Origin of the sequence: Paraburkholderia phenoliruptrix (genome assembly GCF_902859825.1) — a bacterium.
GTDB lineage: Bacteria > Pseudomonadota > Gammaproteobacteria > Burkholderiales > Burkholderiaceae > Paraburkholderia > Paraburkholderia phenoliruptrix.
This window is the reverse complement of record NZ_CADIKB010000012.1, coordinates 113,968-130,395: the sequence shown is the minus strand read 5'-3', so window position 1 is coordinate 130,395 and position 16,428 is coordinate 113,968. Positions and strand designations below refer to the sequence as shown.

General features: G+C 64.7%; 11 protein-coding genes. 7 read left to right on the top strand and 4 right to left on the bottom strand.

Annotated elements, in window-relative coordinates:
* Positions 1 to 54 precede the first annotated feature (54 nt).
* The 4 genes from HV711_RS15095 (at position 55) to HV711_RS15080 (ending at position 3,375) form a co-directional block, all read left to right on the top strand.
* On the top strand, positions 55 to 936 hold the full coding sequence (locus HV711_RS15095; RefSeq protein ID WP_035476721.1) for a MurR/RpiR family transcriptional regulator: 882 nt from the start codon (positions 55 to 57) through the stop codon (positions 934 to 936).
* Positions 929 to 1,948, top strand: a complete 1,020-nt coding sequence (gene iolG / locus HV711_RS15090; RefSeq protein WP_035476719.1) for an inositol 2-dehydrogenase — start codon at positions 929 to 931, stop codon at positions 1,946 to 1,948. The genes HV711_RS15095 and iolG overlap by 8 nt, the downstream gene beginning before the upstream one ends.
* Positions 1,945 to 2,994 (top strand): Gfo/Idh/MocA family oxidoreductase, encoded by a 1,050-nt coding sequence (locus tag HV711_RS15085; RefSeq protein ID WP_175145131.1) that lies wholly within the window; start codon positions 1,945 to 1,947, stop codon positions 2,992 to 2,994. The genes iolG and HV711_RS15085 overlap by 4 nt, the downstream gene beginning before the upstream one ends.
* Positions 2,995 to 3,147: 153 nt before the next feature.
* Positions 3,148 to 3,375 (top strand): sulfurtransferase TusA family protein, encoded by a 228-nt coding sequence (locus tag HV711_RS15080; protein WP_028363579.1) that lies wholly within the window; start codon positions 3,148 to 3,150, stop codon positions 3,373 to 3,375.
* Positions 3,376 to 3,507: 132 nt separating this feature from the next.
* On the opposite strand, the gene galU is transcribed toward HV711_RS15080, so the two are convergent.
* A complete protein-coding gene (galU, locus tag HV711_RS15075) occupies positions 3,508 to 4,389 on the bottom strand; it encodes a UTP--glucose-1-phosphate uridylyltransferase GalU (protein ID WP_013589066.1) in 882 nt (293 codons plus the stop codon).
* 71 nt (positions 4,390 to 4,460) lie between these two features.
* Positions 4,461 to 7,361 carry a valine--tRNA ligase gene (locus HV711_RS15070; protein WP_035481348.1) on the bottom strand — a complete coding sequence of 967 codons (2,901 nt, stop codon included), beginning with the start codon at positions 7,359 to 7,361 and terminating at the stop codon, positions 4,461 to 4,463.
* Between the two features lie 126 nt (positions 7,362 to 7,487).
* Here HV711_RS15070 and HV711_RS15065 point away from each other — a divergent pair, with 126 nt between their 5' ends.
* Positions 7,488 to 9,851, top strand: a complete 2,364-nt coding sequence (locus tag HV711_RS15065; RefSeq protein WP_035481350.1) for a UvrD-helicase domain-containing protein — start codon at positions 7,488 to 7,490, stop codon at positions 9,849 to 9,851.
* On the top strand, positions 9,848 to 10,798 hold the full coding sequence (locus HV711_RS15060) for a 5'-methylthioadenosine/adenosylhomocysteine nucleosidase (protein ID WP_035481352.1): 951 nt from the start codon (positions 9,848 to 9,850) through the stop codon (positions 10,796 to 10,798). The genes HV711_RS15065 and HV711_RS15060 overlap by 4 nt, the downstream gene beginning before the upstream one ends.
* On the opposite strand, the gene HV711_RS15055 is transcribed toward HV711_RS15060, so the two are convergent.
* Together HV711_RS15055 and HV711_RS15050 are read right to left on the bottom strand one after the other, a co-directional pair.
* A complete protein-coding gene (locus HV711_RS15055; protein ID WP_013589062.1) occupies positions 10,795 to 12,687 on the bottom strand; it encodes a propionate--CoA ligase in 1,893 nt (630 codons plus the stop codon). The two genes, HV711_RS15060 and HV711_RS15055, sit on opposite strands and share 4 nt — an antisense overlap.
* A gap of 335 nt (positions 12,688 to 13,022) precedes the next feature.
* A complete protein-coding gene (locus HV711_RS15050; RefSeq protein WP_035481354.1) occupies positions 13,023 to 14,312 on the bottom strand; it encodes an MFS transporter in 1,290 nt (429 codons plus the stop codon).
* Positions 14,313 to 14,728: 416 nt separating this feature from the next.
* Here HV711_RS15050 and HV711_RS15045 point away from each other — a divergent pair, with 416 nt between their 5' ends.
* A complete protein-coding gene (locus HV711_RS15045) occupies positions 14,729 to 16,405 on the top strand; it encodes a methyl-accepting chemotaxis protein (protein WP_035481356.1) in 1,677 nt (558 codons plus the stop codon).
* Positions 16,406 to 16,428 lie beyond the last annotated feature (23 nt).

Below are 16,428 nucleotides of genomic sequence, written 5' to 3'. Positions count from 1 at the left end.
GGCGCGCCTTTGTGACGCTCTGCCGCACTGCGATAAAGCACGAAAGAGAGAGCCATGGCGGAAGACAGCACGGAAGAATTGCCGAGCGTCGAAGAATTGATGCAGCGCATCGCGGAAAACTACGAGGCGCTGCCGCGTCAACTGAAGAATGTCGCGACGTATATCGAGCAGCATCGTTCCAGCGTGATGGTGGATCGCACGAGCGATATCGCCGCGAGCTGCGGTGTGCATCCGTCGGCGGTGGTGCGCTTTGCGCAGCGCTTCGGTTTTTCCGGATTCTCGGACTTGCAGGCGGTGTTTCGCCAGGCTTACACGGGGCAGGGCGCGTCGTCGCCCAGTTATCAGCAGCGCATTCGCAAACTGATCGACGAAAAGCCGGGCGCGCTGTCCGGCGGCGCGGTGGCGCGCGAATTCATTGCGGCTTCGCGCGGCGGCCTGGAAGAACTCGAAGCGGGCCTCGACGACAAGCAGTTCGACGCCGCCGTGAAGATGCTTCAGCAGGCGGACAACATCTATGTGATCGGCGTGCGGCGCTCGTTTCCGGTGGCGAGCTACATCGTCTATGCGTTGCAGCACACGCCCAAGAGAGTGCATCTCGTCTCCGGTTTCGGCGGCATGTATCGCGAGCAGATTCGCAGCGTGAAAAAGGGCGACGTGGTCATCGCGATCAGTTTCGCGCCCTATGCGAAGGAAACCCAGTATTGCCTGCGCGTCGCGCATCATCATCAAGCGAAGACGCTGGTTATTACGGACAGCCAACTATCTCCGTTGGCGCGCTACGCCAGCACCCAACTGTATGTGAAAGAGGGCAGCGCATTCGCGTTCCGCTCGCTCACCAGCACGATCTGCCTGTGCCAGGCGCTTTTCATCGCGCTTGCGTACAAGCTCGAATTGAACGTAGAAGAATCCAAAGACACTGGAGGATACGATGACTGACGCAGCAAAACCCATCGACGTCGCGGTCTTCGGCGCGGGCCGCATCGGCAGGATTCATGCGGCGAATCTCGCGCGGCAGCCGGGCGTGCGGCTCAAGTACGTGGTGGATGTGAACCGCGAGGCGGCCGCGGCGTTGGCCGCCGAGCACGGCGCGCAGGTGGCGGATATCGACGGCGCCATGGGCGACGCGTCGGTAGGCGCCACGGTGATCTGTTCGAGCACCGACACGCATGCCGATCTGATCGTGAAGTCGGCCGCGCAGAAAAAGCATGTGTTCTGCGAGAAACCGGTGGACCTCACGCTCGAACGCGCGCGTGTCTGCGCCGATGCGGTGCAACGCGCGGGCGTGGTGTGCATGATCGGCTTTCAGCGGCGCTTCGACCCGACGTTTTCCGCGCTGAAGGCGCGTCTCGACGCGGGCGAGATCGGCACGCCGGAAATGCTGGTCGTGACGAGCCGCGATCCGGGGCCGCCGCCCGTCGAGTACATTCGTCATTCGGGCGGCATCTTCAAGGACATGCTGATTCACGACTTCGACATTTTCCGCTGGATTCTCGACGACGCCGCCGACACGCTGCATGCCACCGGCAGCTGCCTTGCCGATCCGGCGATTGCCGACGCGGGCGACATCGACTCCACCGCAGTGACTATTCGCACGAAGCGCGGCCGTCTGTGCCAGATCAACACCGCGCGCCGCGCCGCGTACGGCTACGATCAGCGCTTCGAAGTGCTCGGCAGCACCGGCATGCTGCAAGCAGGCAATGTGAGGCCCACCGAAGTGACGGCGTATTCGAAAACCGAAGTATCCAGCGACGTGCCGGAGGCGTTTTTCCTCGAACGTTACCGCGCGGCCTACGCGCTCGAAATTGCGCATTTTTTCGATGCGGTGACGCAAGGCAAGCGGGTGCGCACGACTATCGCCGACGGTGTGAAGGCACTCGAACTCGCCGAGGCCGCCACACGGTCGTGGCGTGAAGGCCGCGCGGTGAAGCTCGATGAGGACGCACGATGAGCGCGCCGACGGCGAGGACGCAGCGGCTTCGCGTCGGCGTGGTGGGCCTCGGGCGGCTCGGCAAGCGCCACGCGGAGAATCTCGCGTATCGCGTGCCGGGCGCGGAACTGGTTGCCGCGTGCAGTCCGCTCGACGACGAGCGCGCATGGGCGCGCGAGGCCTTGCCGGCGCCGCGTCTTTACGACGATTACGCGCAGCTGCTCGACGACAGCGCCGTGGACGCGGTGTGGCTCGTCACTCCGTCGTCGCTGCACGCGCAGCAGATCGTGGACGCCCTGCGTGCGGGCAAGCACGTGTTCTGCGAAAAGCCGTTGTCGCTCGATCTCGCCGAATGCGAGCGCGTGCTGGCCGAGGCCGAGCGCTTTCCGCATTTACAGGCGACGATCGGCTTCATGCGGCGTTTCGATCCGAGCTACAAGGACGCGTTCGAAAAGATCGCGGCAGGCGCGATCGGCAGGCCGTTTCTGGTGCGCTCGCAAACCACCGACAAGAACGATACCGACGGTTTCTTCGTGCGCTTCGCGGCGACCTCGGGCGGCATTTTCCTGGATTGCACGGTGCACGACATCGACGTCGCGCGCTGGCTGCTCGGCAAGCCGCGCGCGACCCGCGTGTTCGCGGCGGGCGCGGTCGCGCTGCACGAAGGTCTGCGTGAATTCGGCGATGTCGACAACGGTGTGGCGATCTGCGAATTCGAGGGCGGCAAGCTCGCGATGTTCTACGCGTCGCGCACCCAGGCGCACGGCAACGATACGCACAGCGAAGTAATCGGCACCGCCGGCGCGCTCGTAATCGGCCGCAATCCGCGCGCGAATCGTGTGGAGATTGTCGATGCGTCCGGCATTCGCAACGAGTGCACGCCGACTTTCTTCGATCGGTTCGAGGAAGCGTTCCTGCACGAGGCGCGTGCTTTCGTCGCGGCGGTGCAGGGCGGGGCGGGGGCGCAGCGTGAGGCCGGCGCGACGCTCGCCGACGCGCTCGAAGCCACGCGGATCGGCAATGCGTTGCGGCTTTCGTTGCACAGTGGGCAGGCGGTGACGCTATAGCGCTTTCCTGACCGTGCGGCGACGCTATGGGCGGCGTGGTTCGCGGCGCTGGCGTCGACGGCTACCGGCAAGCCGGCTGCGGCTGCGGTAGAATTTGAACCTCTGTCCGGCGTCGCATACGGCGCCTTGTCCCGAAGGTCATCGTCGATGCAAATTCAGATTCACAAGGAAGTCGATGCGCGCGGGCTGATGTGCCCGCTGCCCATCCTGCGCGCCAAGAAGGCGCTTGCCGATATGGAAAGCGGTCAGATCCTCAAGGTGCTCGCCACCGACCCCGGCTCGCAGCGCGATTTCGCCGCGTTCGCGAAGCAGACGGGCAACGAGATCGTCGAGACTTCGGCGCAAGACAAGGTGTTCACGTTTTTGATGAAGCGTCGCTGAAATTTCGCTCAAAAGTACTCGGAAAGCTGACGCGCTCAAACAAAAGGCGCTGTGCCCGCGAAAGCGGAGCACAGCGCCTTTTTTTACGTGAGCCCGACGCGCGCGCGGCGGCCTCTTTGCGTCAAACGCCGCTTAGCCTTCCAGCACCGGCGAGCGCGTACGCAGGTATTCCTCGAAATCCGCGGCCACTTCCGGATGGCGCAGCGCGAATTCCACCGTCGCCTTCAGATAGCCGAGCTTGCTGCCGCAGTCGAAGCGTGTGCCGTGATACTTGTATGCGAGCACCTGTTCGTCGGCGAGCAGCGACTGGATGGCGTCCGTGAGCTGCAGTTCGCCGCCCGCGCCCGGCTTGAGCGAGCGAATGTGGTCGAAAATGCGCGGCTTCAGCACATAACGGCCCACCACGCCGAGATTGGACGGCGCGACGCTCGGCTCCGGCTTCTCGACGATGCCCGACATCTTGATGATCGAGTCTTCCCATTCCTTGCCGTCGACAATACCGTACGACCTGGTGTCCTGCGGCGGGATTTCTTCGACGCCGATCACCGAGCTGTGATAGTGGTCGAACACCTCGATCATCTGCGTCATGACGGGCGGCGTGCCGTACAGCAGGTCGTCCGCGAGAATCACGGCGAACGGGTTGTCGCCCACCAGCTTCTCCGCGCACAGCACCGCGTGGCCGAGGCCGAGCGCTTCGGGCTGACGCACGTAGAAACAGTCGACGTGACTCGGCTTGATGCTGCGCACGAGTTCCAGCAGCTTGTCCTTGCCGCGTGCCTCGAGCTCGGCTTCGATTTCGTATGACTTGTCGAAATGGTCCTCGATCGCCCGTTTGCTGCGGCCCGTGACGAAGATCATTTCGGTGATGCCGGCCGCCATCGCTTCTTCCACCGCGTATTGAATCAGCGGCTTGTCGACGATCGGCAGCATTTCCTTCGGGCTTGCCTTCGTGGCAGGGAGGAACCGGGTGCCAAGACCTGCTACCGGAAATACCGCCTTTGTAACTTTTAGCATGTGATTTACCCTGAGTCCTCTGGTTTAGCTATCAGTCCGCGCCCGCCGCGCGGGCGGGCATGGAGCGTCGATCAGGCCGGCAAGCGCGCGAGTTGCGCTTTCAGCTTGCCGACAGTCGCTTCGAAATCCGCCAGCCGTTTCTGCTCCTGCTCGACGACTGCGGGCGGTGCCTTGGCGACGAAACTCTCGTTCTGCAGTTTGCCATTGCACTTGACGATTTCCGTGCTCAACCGCGCAATTTCCTTCGACAAACGCTCGCGCTCCAGCGCGACGTCGATCTCCACCTTCAGCACGAGCTTGTCACTTCCTACGATAGCAATTGGCGCGCCATCCGCCTGCGCGTCGAGCGTTGCTTCGTCGCCGATGATCTGCACTTCCGACAGACGGGCCAATGCCTGGGCGTACGGAGCAAAAGTCGCGAGACGCTCCGCGTTGCCGGTGGCGAGCAACGGCACCTTCACCGCCGGCGACAGATTCATTTCGCCGCGCAGGTTCCGGCACGCATCGATCATGGCCTTCAGGTCGGCCGCCCATTGCTCTGCTTCTTCGTCGATCTTCGACAGGTCGGCAACGGGGTACGGCTGCACCATGATGGACGCTTCGCCCTCGGCTTTGTCCGCGGGATAACGCCCGGCCAACGGTGCAACTTTCTGCCACAGCGCCTCGGTAATGAACGGAATCACCGGATGCGCGAGGCGCAACACCGTCTCGAGCACGCGCAACAGGGTGCGCCGCGTCGCGCGCTGCTGGTTCGGCTGACCCGTCTGGATCTGCACCTTCGCGAGTTCGAGATACCAGTCACAGTATTCGTCCCACACGAACTTGTATAGGGCGTTGGCCACATTGTCGAAGCGATAGTCGGCAAAGCCCTTGGCGACCTCGGCTTCCACCCGCTGCAGGAGGGACACGATCCAGCGGTCCGCCGACGAGAAATGCAGATGGCCGTCCGGCCCGCATTCGCCGCACTGTGCCGGTTGACCGAAGCCGCAGTCGTGGCCTTCGCAGTTCATCAGCACGAAGCGGGTGGCGTTCCACAGCTTGTTGCAGAAGTTGCGGTAACCCTCGCAGCGCGCCAGATCGAAGTTGACGTTGCGCCCGAGCGTCGCCATGGACGCCATCGTGAAGCGCAGCGCGTCCGTGCCGAAGGCCGGAATGCCGTCCGGAAACTCCTTGCGGGTTTTCTTTTCAATCGACGCCGCCTGCTTCGGATTCATGAGGCCGGTGGTGCGTTTGGCGACGAGCGCGTCGAGCCCGATGCCGTCGACGATATCGATAGGGTCGAGCGTATTGCCCTTGCTCTTCGACATTTTCTGGCCTTCGGCGTCGCGCACGAGACCGTGCACGTACACCGTGTGAAACGGCACCTTGCCGGTGAAGTGCGTGGTCATCATGACCATGCGCGCGACCCAGAAGAAGATGATGTCGAAGCCCGTGACCAGCACCGACGACGGCAAAAAGTGCTTCAGTTCCTGCGTTTCGTTCGGCCAGCCGAGCGAGGAAAACGGCACGAGCGCCGACGAGAACCACGTGTCGAGCACGTCTTCGTCGCGCTTGAGCGGGCCGGTGTAGCCGGCTTCGGCCGCTTTTTCGCGCGCGCCTTCCTCGGTCTTCGCGACGAAAATTTCGCCGTTTTCGCCATACCACGCGGGAATCTGATGGCCCCACCACAACTGGCGCGAGATGCACCAGTCCTGAATGTTTTCGAGCCACTGGTAGTACGTGGTGGTCCAGTTTTCCGGCACGAATTTGATCTCGCCGCTGCGAACCACGTCGAGCGCGGTTTCGGCAATCGATTTGCCCGGATTGAACGTGCCGAAGGTCGCATCCGGCGCCGGCTTGCTCATCGCGACGAACCATTGGTCGGTGAGCATCGGCTCGATCACGACGCCGGTGCGGTCGCCGCGCGGCACCATCAGCTTGTGCGGCTTGACCGATTCGAGCGCGCCGAGCGCTTCGAGATCGGCGACCACCTGCTTGCGGGCTTCGAAACGGTCGAGGCCGCGGTATTTTTCCGGCGCGTTCGCGTTGATCTTCGCGTCGAGCGTGAGAATTTCGATTTGCGGCAGCTTGTGGCGCAGGCCGACTTGGTAGTCGTTGAAGTCGTGCGCGGGCGTGACCTTGACGACGCCCGTGCCGAATTCGCGGTCCACGTAATCGTCGGCGATGATCGGCACTTCGCGGTGGGACAGCGGCAGCGTGACGGTCTTGCCGATCAGGTGCGCGTAGCGCTCGTCTTCCGGATGGACCATCACGGCCGTGTCGCCGAGCATGGTTTCGGGGCGCGTGGTGGCCACGGTCAGGTGGCCGGAGCCGTCGGTGAGCGGGTACTGGATATGCCACAGGTGGCCATTTTCCTCCTCGCTGACGACTTCGAGGTCGGATACCGCGGTGAGCAGCACCGGGTCCCAGTTGACGAGGCGCTTGCCGCGATAGATGAGGCCCTGCTCATAGAGGCGCACGAACACGTCGCGCACGGCGGCCGACATCTTGTCGTCCATCGTGAAGTATTCGCGCGACCAGTCGATGGAGGCGCCGAGACGCCGCACCTGATTGGTGATGGTCGAGCCGGATTCCTGCTTCCATTCCCAGACGCGTTCGACGAACTTCTCGCGGCCGAGATCGTGACGCGACACGCCCTTGGCGTCCAGCTGCCGTTCGACGACGATCTGCGTGGCGATGCCCGCGTGGTCCGTGCCCGGCACCCACAGCGTGTTTTCGCCGAGCATGCGGTGATAGCGGGCGAGGCCGTCCATGATGGTCTGATTGAACGCGTGGCCCATGTGCAGCGTGCCCGTGACGTTCGGCGGCGGCAACTGGATCGAGAAATCCTTTTTGCTGCCGTCGAAAACGGGCGCCGCGTAGGCGCGCTTTTCCCATTCGGGGCCCCAGTGAGCTTCAATGGTGTGCGGCTCGAAGCTCTTGGCAAGAGTGGAAGAGGTATCGCGCTGGGTGTCGCTCGGGGTCTCGCTCATGTGTCGATCGGCTGGTAAATGCGGAGAATGTTCGATTATACGGGGCGCCGGGGGCGCGGGCAGGCAAAAAAACTGCATCCCCGCCGGGGCATATAATGACGAACACCCCGCCGTCCCTCCGAAAAAATGCCCGACCTGCTAGCCAATCTCAACCCCGAACAACACGCCGCCGTCACGCTCCCCAACGAGCCCGCGCTGATTCTCGCCGGCGCGGGCAGCGGCAAAACCCGCGTACTCATCACGCGCATCGCGTGGCTCATCCAGCATGGCCTTGCGTCGCCTGCCACCATTCTGGCCGTGACCTTCACCAACAAGGCCGCGCGCGAAATGATGTCGCGCCTTTCGGCGCTGTTGCCCATCGACACGCGCGGCATGTGGATCGGCACCTTCCACGGTCTGTGCAACCGCATGCTGCGCGCGCATCATCGCGACGCCGGTCTGCCCGCCACGTTCCAGATTCTCGACACCGCGGATCAACTTTCCGCGATCAAGCGTCTGATGAAGGGCCTGAACATCGACGACGAAAAGTACCCGCCCAAAAACCTCCAGTACTTCATCAACAACGCGAAGGAACAGGGCCTGCGGCCGAAAGACGTCGACGCCACCGACAATTTCAACCGCAAATTCGTCGAACTCTACGAAGCCTACGACCAGCAGTGCCAGCGCGAAGGCGTCGTCGATTTCCCCGAGCTGCTGCTGCGCTGCTATGAACTGCTCGCGCACAATCCGCCGTTGCGCGCGCACTATCAGGCGCGCTTCAGGCACATTCTCGTCGACGAGTTTCAGGACACCAACAAGCTGCAATACGCGTGGCTGAAGCTGCTCGCGGGTCAGACGAACGCGATTTTCGCGGTCGGCGACGACGACCAGTCCATTTACGCGTTCCGCGGCGCGAATGTCGGCAACATGCGCGACTTCGAGCACGAGTTCAATGTCCGGCATCTGATCAAGCTCGAACAGAATTACCGCTCGCACGGCCATATTCTCGACGCCGCCAACCAGCTGATCGCGAACAATTCGCGGCGTCTCGGCAAGAATCTGCGCACGGACGCAGGCCACGGCGAGCCGGTGCGCGTCTACGAATCCGCCACGGACACGCAGGAAGCCGGCTGGATCGTCGAGGAAATCAAGGCGCTCATCAGTACCGGCACCTCGCGCAGCGAAATCGCGGTGCTCTATCGCAGCAACGCGCAGTCGCGCACCATCGAGCACACGCTCGTGAATGCGGGCATTGCGTACCGCGTGTATGGCGGTTTGCGCTTTTTCGAGCGTCAGGAAGTGAAGCACGCGCTCGCCTATCTGCGCCTGATCGACAATCCGAACGACGACACGGCGTTCGCGCGCGTCGTCAATTTTCCGACGCGGGGCATCGGCGCGCGCTCCATTGAGCAGCTTGCCGACGCCGCGCGGCTCTACAACTGCTCGATGGCCGCGGCGATTCCGTACGTCGCCGGGAAAGCGGGGTCGAGCCTGTCGGCGTTTGCCAACCTGATCGGCAAGATGCGCGCGGAAACGCAGCAGATGAGCCTGCCGGAAACCGTCGAATACGTGGTGCGCGCAAGCGGCCTCGCCGATTTTTATCAGAACGAGCGCGAAGGCCAGGACCGGCTGGAGAACTTGCAGGAACTGGTCAATGCAGCGGCGGCGTTCGTCAGCGAAGAGGGCTACGGCATGGACACGCCCGCGCGCTCCATTCCGCTGCGCCCCGGTGCGACCGCCGCGCCGGAACTGGCCGTCGCCACCGACGACCCCAACACCGTCGTGCTGGACGCGCCCGGCATCGCGGACCCGGCGCAAAACCCGGACACCATGACGCCGCTCGCCGGCTTCCTGTCGCACGCGTCGCTCGAAGCGGGCGACAACCAGGCGCAAGCCGGCCAGGAAGCCGTCCAGCTGATGACGGTGCACGCGGCCAAGGGTCTGGAATTCACGGCTGTGTTCATCACGGGCCTCGAAGAGGGGCTCTTCCCGCACGAGAACAGCGCGATGGAGTCGGACGGGCTCGAGGAAGAGCGCCGTCTCATGTATGTGGCCATTACGCGCGCGAAGGAACGGCTGTACCTGTCGTTCGCGCAAAGCCGGATGCTGCACGGCCAGACGCGCTACAACATCCGCTCGCGTTTCTTCGACGAATTGCCGCAGGAAACGCTCAAGTGGCTCACGCCGAAGGTCGAGGCGGGCGCGCGCTGGGGCGGCCGCTCGGATAACGCGGGCTACGGGCGCGACTGGTTCGCGCGGCCCGACCGTCAGCAGGGCTACGGCGGCGGGGCTTCGGCGCCGGCGGCGCCGTTGCCGGCTTTCGCCAACGAGCAGCGCGCGGCGGAAACCGGTTTCCGCGTCGGCCAGCAGGTGTTCCACACCAAGTTCGGCGAGGGCACGATCACTGCGCTCGAAGGCGGCGGCACCGATGCCAAGGCGCAGGTCAAATTCAAGCGCCACGGCGAGAAATGGCTCGCGCTCGCGGTCGCGAAATTGCAGGCGGTCGAATGAGCGCGAATGCAGATTCGGCGGCAGGTGGGGTGGCAAATGCCGCGGCGAGTTCAGTGGCAAATTCGGCGGCAAATTCAGTGGCAAGCGCGGCGGCCGCGGTCGGGCCCACCACGGCGGGCAACGCGGGTGCGGCCGGCATCGGAAGCGAGGAGCACGCCGCGCAAGGCAGCGCCGCGAGCGTTCCCGAGAGACCGTTCGGCATTCTCGCGGCCTTGCCGCAGGAGCTCGGCGACCTGATCGAAGCAATGCGCGCGGAGTCCGGCGTGCGCACCGTCACGCATGGCCGGCGCGATTATCACGTCGGCACCGTGCACGGCGCGCCGTGCGTCGTCACGCTCGCGCGCGTGGGCAAGGTCGCGGCGGCGGCCACGGTCAGCGCGCTGATTCATGCCTTCGACGTCGAAGCGGTGGTGTTCACCGGTGTCGCGGGCGGTGTCGGCAAGCAGGTCCGGGTCGGCGACATCGTCGTGGCGAATGCGCTCTTGCAACACGATCTCGACGCGTCGCCGCTCTTTCCGCGCTTCGAAGTGCCGTTGCTCGGCATGTCGCGTTTTGCAGCGGACGCGGCGCTCGCCGCGCAACTTGCCCAAGCGTGCGAGCGGTTCGTCGCGGAAGAGGGCGCGGCCTCGGCGGCACGGTTCGGCACGCGCGAGCCGCAGGTGCATTGCGGGCTGATCATCAGCGGCGATCAGTTCGTGGCGAGCTCGGCGGGCGTAGAGGCGCTGCGCGAAGCCTTGCCCGATGCGCTCGCCGTCGAGATGGAAGGCGCGGCGATCGCCCAGGTCTGTCACGAGTACGGCGTGCCGTGCGCGGTGGTGCGTACCATCTCCGATACCGCCGACGACCACGCGCCGGCTTCGTTCGTTTCGTTTTTGACGGAGATCGCGGCGGCGTATTCGAACGCGATTCTCACGCGGTTTCTTCAGGCACGCAGCGGCGGTCGCTAGCCCTGCAAGCCTTCGCGCACCTGCTGCAACGCCGAGGCATCCTCGATGGTCGGCAGATCGCCCGGCTCGCGTCCCTCCGCGAGCGCCGCGATGGCCCGGCGCAGCAATTTGCCGGAGCGCGTCTTCGGCAGCATCGAGACGATCACCACGCGCGAGGGCCGCGCAATCGCGCCGAGCTGGCGGTCGACCGTCGTCATGAGATCGTCTTGCAGCTTCGTGCGCGCGTGTCCCTCCGCGTAGGCCTGCGCGTCGCGCAACACCACGAAGGCCATCGCCGCCTGACCCTTCAGCGAGTCGGTCACGCCCACCACGGCGACTTCCGCCACGGCCGGGTGGCTCGACAGCGCCTCCTCGATCTCGCGTGTGCCGAGCCGGTGACCCGCGACGTTGATCACATCGTCCGTGCGCCCGAGGATCGTCACGTAGCCGTCTTCGTCCTGAATGCCCCAGTCGAACGTGGAATACACCTGGTGGTTCGGAATGCTCGACCAGTAGGTGCTGAGAAAGCGCTGGTCGTCGCCCCAAACCGTGGACATGCAACCCGGCGGCAACGGGTAGTTCAGCGTCAGGACGCCTTTCTCGCCGGGCGGGCACGGGTCGCCCGTCAGCTCGTTGCGCAAGGTCAGAGAGAAACCGGCCGAGGGCACGCCTGGCGAACCGAGCTTGGTCGGCAGCGCTTCGACGCCGCGCGGAATCGCGAGCATCGGCCAGCCGGTTTCGGTCTGCCAGTAATTGTCGATCACCGGTTTGCCGAGCGCGCCGGCGATCCACGAGGCGGTCGGCTCGTCGAGCGGCTCGCCGGCCAGAAACAGCGTGCGCAGGCTCGACAGGTCGGCTTTCTTCAGCAGCGCCGGGTCCTGCTTTTTCAGCACGCGCAGCGCGGTCGGCGCGGTGAACATCAGGTTGATCCGATGCTGTTCGACAAGGCGCCACCAAATGCCGCCGTCGGGGCGGATCGGCGTGCCTTCGTACATGACGGTGGTGAGCCCCGCGAGCAACGGCGCGTAGACGATGTAGCTATGGCCGACTACCCAGCCGACGTCCGACGCGGTGAACATCGTGTCGCCGGCCTTGCCCTCGAAGATATATTCCATCGACGCCGCGAGCGCGACCGCGTAGCCGCCCACGTCGCGCTGCACGCCCTTGGGCTTGCCGGTCGTGCCGGACGTGTAGAGCACGTAGGAGGGCTCGTTCGATTCGAGCCATTCGCACGGCACATGGGCGTCGAAGAACTGTTCGCGCAGCGGCTCGTAGTCGACCAGATAGCTCGCGTTCAGGCGCTCCGGCGCGAGCTGCCGGTCGATCAGCAGCACGCGCGGCGTCTTGTGGCTCGCGCGCGCGAGCGCTTCGTCGACGAGCGGCGTGTAGTCGATCACCTTGCCGCCGCGCGCACCGGCGTCGGCGGTCACGATCAGCACCGGCTTCGCGTCGTCGATGCGCGCGGCCAGGTTCGGCGCCGCGAACCCGCCGAACACGACCGAGTGAATCGCGCCGAGGCGCGCGCACGCGAGCATCGCGAAGAGCGCTTCGGGGATCATCGGCAGATAGATGAGCACCACGTCGCCGCGCTTCACGCCGAGCGAGCGCATGACCGCGGCCATCCGGTTGACCTCGGCGTGCAGTTCGGCGTAAGTGTAGCGCCGCTCGATGCCCGTTTCGGTCGACACATACACGAGCGCGTTCTGCTGCGCGCGCTCGGCCAGATGCCGGTCCACCGCGTTATGGCACAGGTTCGTGCGCCCGCCGACAAACCAGCGCGCGAACGGCGGATTCGAGCGGTCGAGCACCGTTTCGAACGGCGTTTCCCAATGGATGCGCCGCGCCTCGTCGCGCCAGAACGCCTCGGGGTTGCCGATCGAACGGCGGTGGAAGTCGCGGTAGCGGGTCATCGGCGGCGATCCTTCGGGTGCGGGTGAGCAAACGTGGAAGACGCGGCGCACCGCGGCCGCGGATGGCGGCGGCGCGAGCCATGTCAAGGAAGCATAGAGTACGCGCCGCGTGGCGGACAACGCGGGTTCACCATGAGCGGCACGGGACGAGCGGCCCGCGAGGGTCGACGGGCCGCCCCAAAACGCGGCGCCTCGCCTGACGTTGTGCATGCAGGCGTCCGTTCGCGGCACGCCGACGCGGCGCGCCCCGCCGCCCGCCAGTGCGCCAGTCCGCCAGTGCGCCAAAAGAAAAAGGCGCCGCAGCGCCTTTTTCTCATGCCTTCAGGACGAACCGCTTACGCCTTGGCGCGCTTGCCTTCCACGTCCGGAAGGAACACCGTCAGCACGCCGAGCAGCGGCAGGAACGAGCAGACCTTGTAGACATACGCGATGCTGGTCGCGTCGGCGAGTTCGCCGAGCACCGCCGCGCCGATACCGCCGAGCCCGAACGCGAAGCCGAAAAAGAGCCCCGCGACCATGCCGACCTTGCCCGGAATCAGCTCCTGCGCATAGACGAGAATCGCCGAGAAGGCCGAAGCCAGCACCACGCCGATAATCACCGTCAACACGCCCGTCCAGAACAGGTTGGCGTAGGGCAGCAGCAGCGTGAACGGCGCGACGCCGAGAATCGACACCCAGATCACATATTTGCGGCCGATCCTGTCGCCCACCGGACCGCCGATCACCGTGCCCGCTGCCACGGCGGCGAGGAACACGAACAGATGCACCTGCGCCGCCTGCACCGGCAGATGGAACTTGTCGATCAGATAGAACGTGAAATAGCTGTTAATGCTCGCGAGGTAAAAGTACTTCGAAAACACTAGCAGGATCAGCACGCCCATCGCGAACATCACCTGGTTGCGCGACAGCGTCGCGTGAGCGGTCTGGCTGCGCGCCTTCTTCACCGACGGATGCTGCTTGTACCAGCGGCCGATCTGCGTGAGCACGACCATCGCGACGAGCGCCGCTACCGAGAACCACGCGATGCTGCGCTGGCCGTGCGGAATCACGATCAGCGCGGCGAGCAGCGGCCCGAGCGACGATCCGGCATTGCCGCCCACCTGGAACAGCGACTGCGCGAGTCCGTGGCGGCCGCCGGACGCCATGCGTGCAACGCGCGACGACTCCGGATGAAACACCGACGAGCCGCAGCCGACCAGCGCCGCGGCCACCAGCAGCACGCCGAAATTCGGCGCCATCGACATCAGCAGCAGCCCGGCGAGCGTAAAGCCCATGCCGACGGGTAGCGAGTACGGCTTCGGATGCCTGTCGGTGTAAATGCCGACGAGCGGCTGCAGCAGCGACGCGGTGATCTGATATGTCAGCGTGATCAGGCCGATCTGTCCGAACGACAATGAGAAGTTGTCTTTCAGCATTGGGTAAATGGCCAGAATCAACGACTGGATCATGTCGTTGAGCAAATGGGAAAAGCTGATCGCGCCGAGCACCGAATACACGGTGCGCTGCACGGTGGCGGCCGGTTGCGCGCCCGAGGGTGAGGCAGCCGAAGCGGCGGCGGCAGGCGCGGTACTGCCGGGACGGGCTGACGCGCTGGCAAGTGCGCGTTTATCGAGGCTGGTTTCCATACGTTTTTTAGAAGAGAGGACGGGGCAATCCCTGGCTGGCGGCGCGTCGCCATGCTGACCGGCGTCGTTGCGGCATAACGACGCGGCGTCGCGTGTGCTCAGCTATCCGTCGAAGTGTAATGTGGCTCGGCTGAATTGTAAGGACAAGTTTTGTCGCGAATCGGACATGGGTCGTTCGGCCCGGCGGTGCGTCCCAATAAATAAGTCAGACGGATTTTTGGCCATGTATAAAACGGGCGCGGCGCGCGCTCACAAAGCGGCGTGCCGAGGACCGGGTGATACACGATCGTCGGTACGGGCAACACCGGGGCAAACCACACTAAAGATCGCGGACGCCGATGCCGTAGACCCGGAAGGAAAAGAAGCAATGCCGGAATTGACCTTTGCGGCAGGTTCTAAACGTGGGGACGGGGAATATGAAAGCAGTTTCGCTGGGCAGCCGGAAAAGCGCGGGGTTCGTTCCGGACGCAGAAGCGGCGGGGAGGTTGCCGTCGCGGGGAAAGGGTAGCCGTGCGCGGGTCGCGCGGCTCAAGGGCCTGTCCGTCAAGGCTATGTTGCGCCTCGCTTTTGCGGTGCTGCTGGTCGGCACGCTTGCCATCGGCGTGTTTTCGCTCACGCAGATCAGCCGCCTGAACGCCTCCGCGCAATCCATCTACGACCAAGGGCACGTCGCGAGCCGCGCCGCCGAGGAAGCCCGCGGCCACATGCTGCGCGCGAGCCGCGCGCAAAAAATGCTGTTGACCGCGACCACCGCGAAGGAGCGCGACGAACTGGGCGCCGACATCGAGAAGGGCTTGAACGGCCTTGCCGCCGAGCTCGGCACGCTGCAGCAGTACGTCGACAAATCGAACGCGAAAGCCGTCGAGAATCAGAAGAAGTTTGCCGCCGCCGTCACCACCTGGAGCACCCATCTGCGGGACTTCGTCACGCTCGTGAAAGCGCAGCCGCTCGACCTGTCGCAAATGAACTGGCAGGTCGGCACGCAGGACGTGTCGCTGCTGGTCGAAACCGGCAAGCTCGAAAAACTCGTCGACGAACTGGTCGCGGAGCGCGGCACGGCGGCGAAGGCGACCATCGACGCCTCCGGCTTCATTTACCACTCGTCGTTCGTGATGCTGGCGGTGATGACGATCGGGCTGATCGTGCTCGCGGCCGCCATCAGCGAGTGGGTGGTGCGGCGCCTCGCGCGCCAGCTGGGCGGCGAGCCGGCCTACGCGAAGGAAATCGCGAGCCGGATCGCGGCGGGCGATCTGTCGAATCACATCACGCTGGGGCGTAAGGACAAGTCGAGCGTGCTGTACGCGCTTTCCGATATGCAAAGCGGTCTTGCGACCACGGTGTCGGACATTGCGTCGAGTGCAGACGCGATCGCGACCGCATCGAGCGAAATTTCAATGGGCAACGCCGATCTTTCGCAGCGCACCGAGCAGCAGGCGATGGCGCTCGAGCGCACCGCGACCAGCATGGAGCAGTTGACCTCGACAGTCCGCCAGAACGCGGACAACGCGAAGCAGGCGAGCACGCTTGCCAACAACGCGTCGGAGATCGCGGAGAAGGGCGGCGAGGTGGTGAGCCGCGTCGTCGCGACGATGAACGAGATCAACGAGAGCGCGCGCAGCATCGGCGACATCATCGGCGTGATCGAGGGAATCGCGTTCCAGACCAACATTCTGGCGCTGAATGCGGCGGTCGAGGCGGCGCGGGCCGGCGAGGAAGGCCGCGGCTTTTCGATCGTGGCCGCGGAAGTGCGCAACCTCGCGCAACGCAGCGCCGCCGCCGCGAAGGAGATCAAGGGGCTGATCAGCACGTCGGTGGAGCGCGTGAGCAACGGCTCGACCCTCGCGCAGGACGCCGGCCAGACCATGGACGAAGTGGTCAAGGCGGTGAAGCGTGTGACCGACATCATGGGCGAGATTTCGGCGGCTTCGTCGGAGCAGAGCGCGGGCATCGAGGAGATCAATCTGGCCGTCGCGCAGATGGATTCGGGCACGCAGCAGAACGCGGCGCTTGTCGAGCAGGCGACCGCCGCGGCGAGATCGCTCGACGATCAGGCGCATGGCCTCAAGCAGATGGTGGGCAAGTTCCGGCTCTAAAGACGGTGCGGCAGGCGCGCGGC

Bases quoted from the DNA above. Each gene is read 5' to 3' on its own strand.
- HV711_RS15065 (WP_035481350.1), top strand. From the start codon at position 7,488: ATGCCCGACCTGCTAGCCAATCTCAACCCCGAACAACACGCCGCCGTC.
- HV711_RS15060 (WP_035481352.1), top strand. From the start codon at position 9,848: ATGAGCGCGAATGCAGATTCGGCGGCAGGTGGGGTGGCAAATGCCGCG.
- HV711_RS15085 (WP_175145131.1), top strand. From the start codon at position 1,945: ATGAGCGCGCCGACGGCGAGGACGCAGCGGCTTCGCGTCGGCGTGGTG.
- HV711_RS15070 (WP_035481348.1), bottom strand. From the start codon at position 7,361: ATGAGCGAGACCCCGAGCGACACCCAGCGCGATACCTCTTCCACTCTT.
- HV711_RS15050 (WP_035481354.1), bottom strand. From the start codon at position 14,312: ATGGAAACCAGCCTCGATAAACGCGCACTTGCCAGCGCGTCAGCCCGT.
- iolG (WP_035476719.1), top strand. From the start codon at position 929: ATGACTGACGCAGCAAAACCCATCGACGTCGCGGTCTTCGGCGCGGGC.
- galU (WP_013589066.1), bottom strand. From the start codon at position 4,389: ATGCTAAAAGTTACAAAGGCGGTATTTCCGGTAGCAGGTCTTGGCACC.
- HV711_RS15045 (WP_035481356.1), top strand. From the start codon at position 14,729: ATGAAAGCAGTTTCGCTGGGCAGCCGGAAAAGCGCGGGGTTCGTTCCG.
- HV711_RS15055 (WP_013589062.1), bottom strand. From the start codon at position 12,687: ATGACCCGCTACCGCGACTTCCACCGCCGTTCGATCGGCAACCCCGAG.
- HV711_RS15095 (WP_035476721.1), top strand. From the start codon at position 55: ATGGCGGAAGACAGCACGGAAGAATTGCCGAGCGTCGAAGAATTGATG.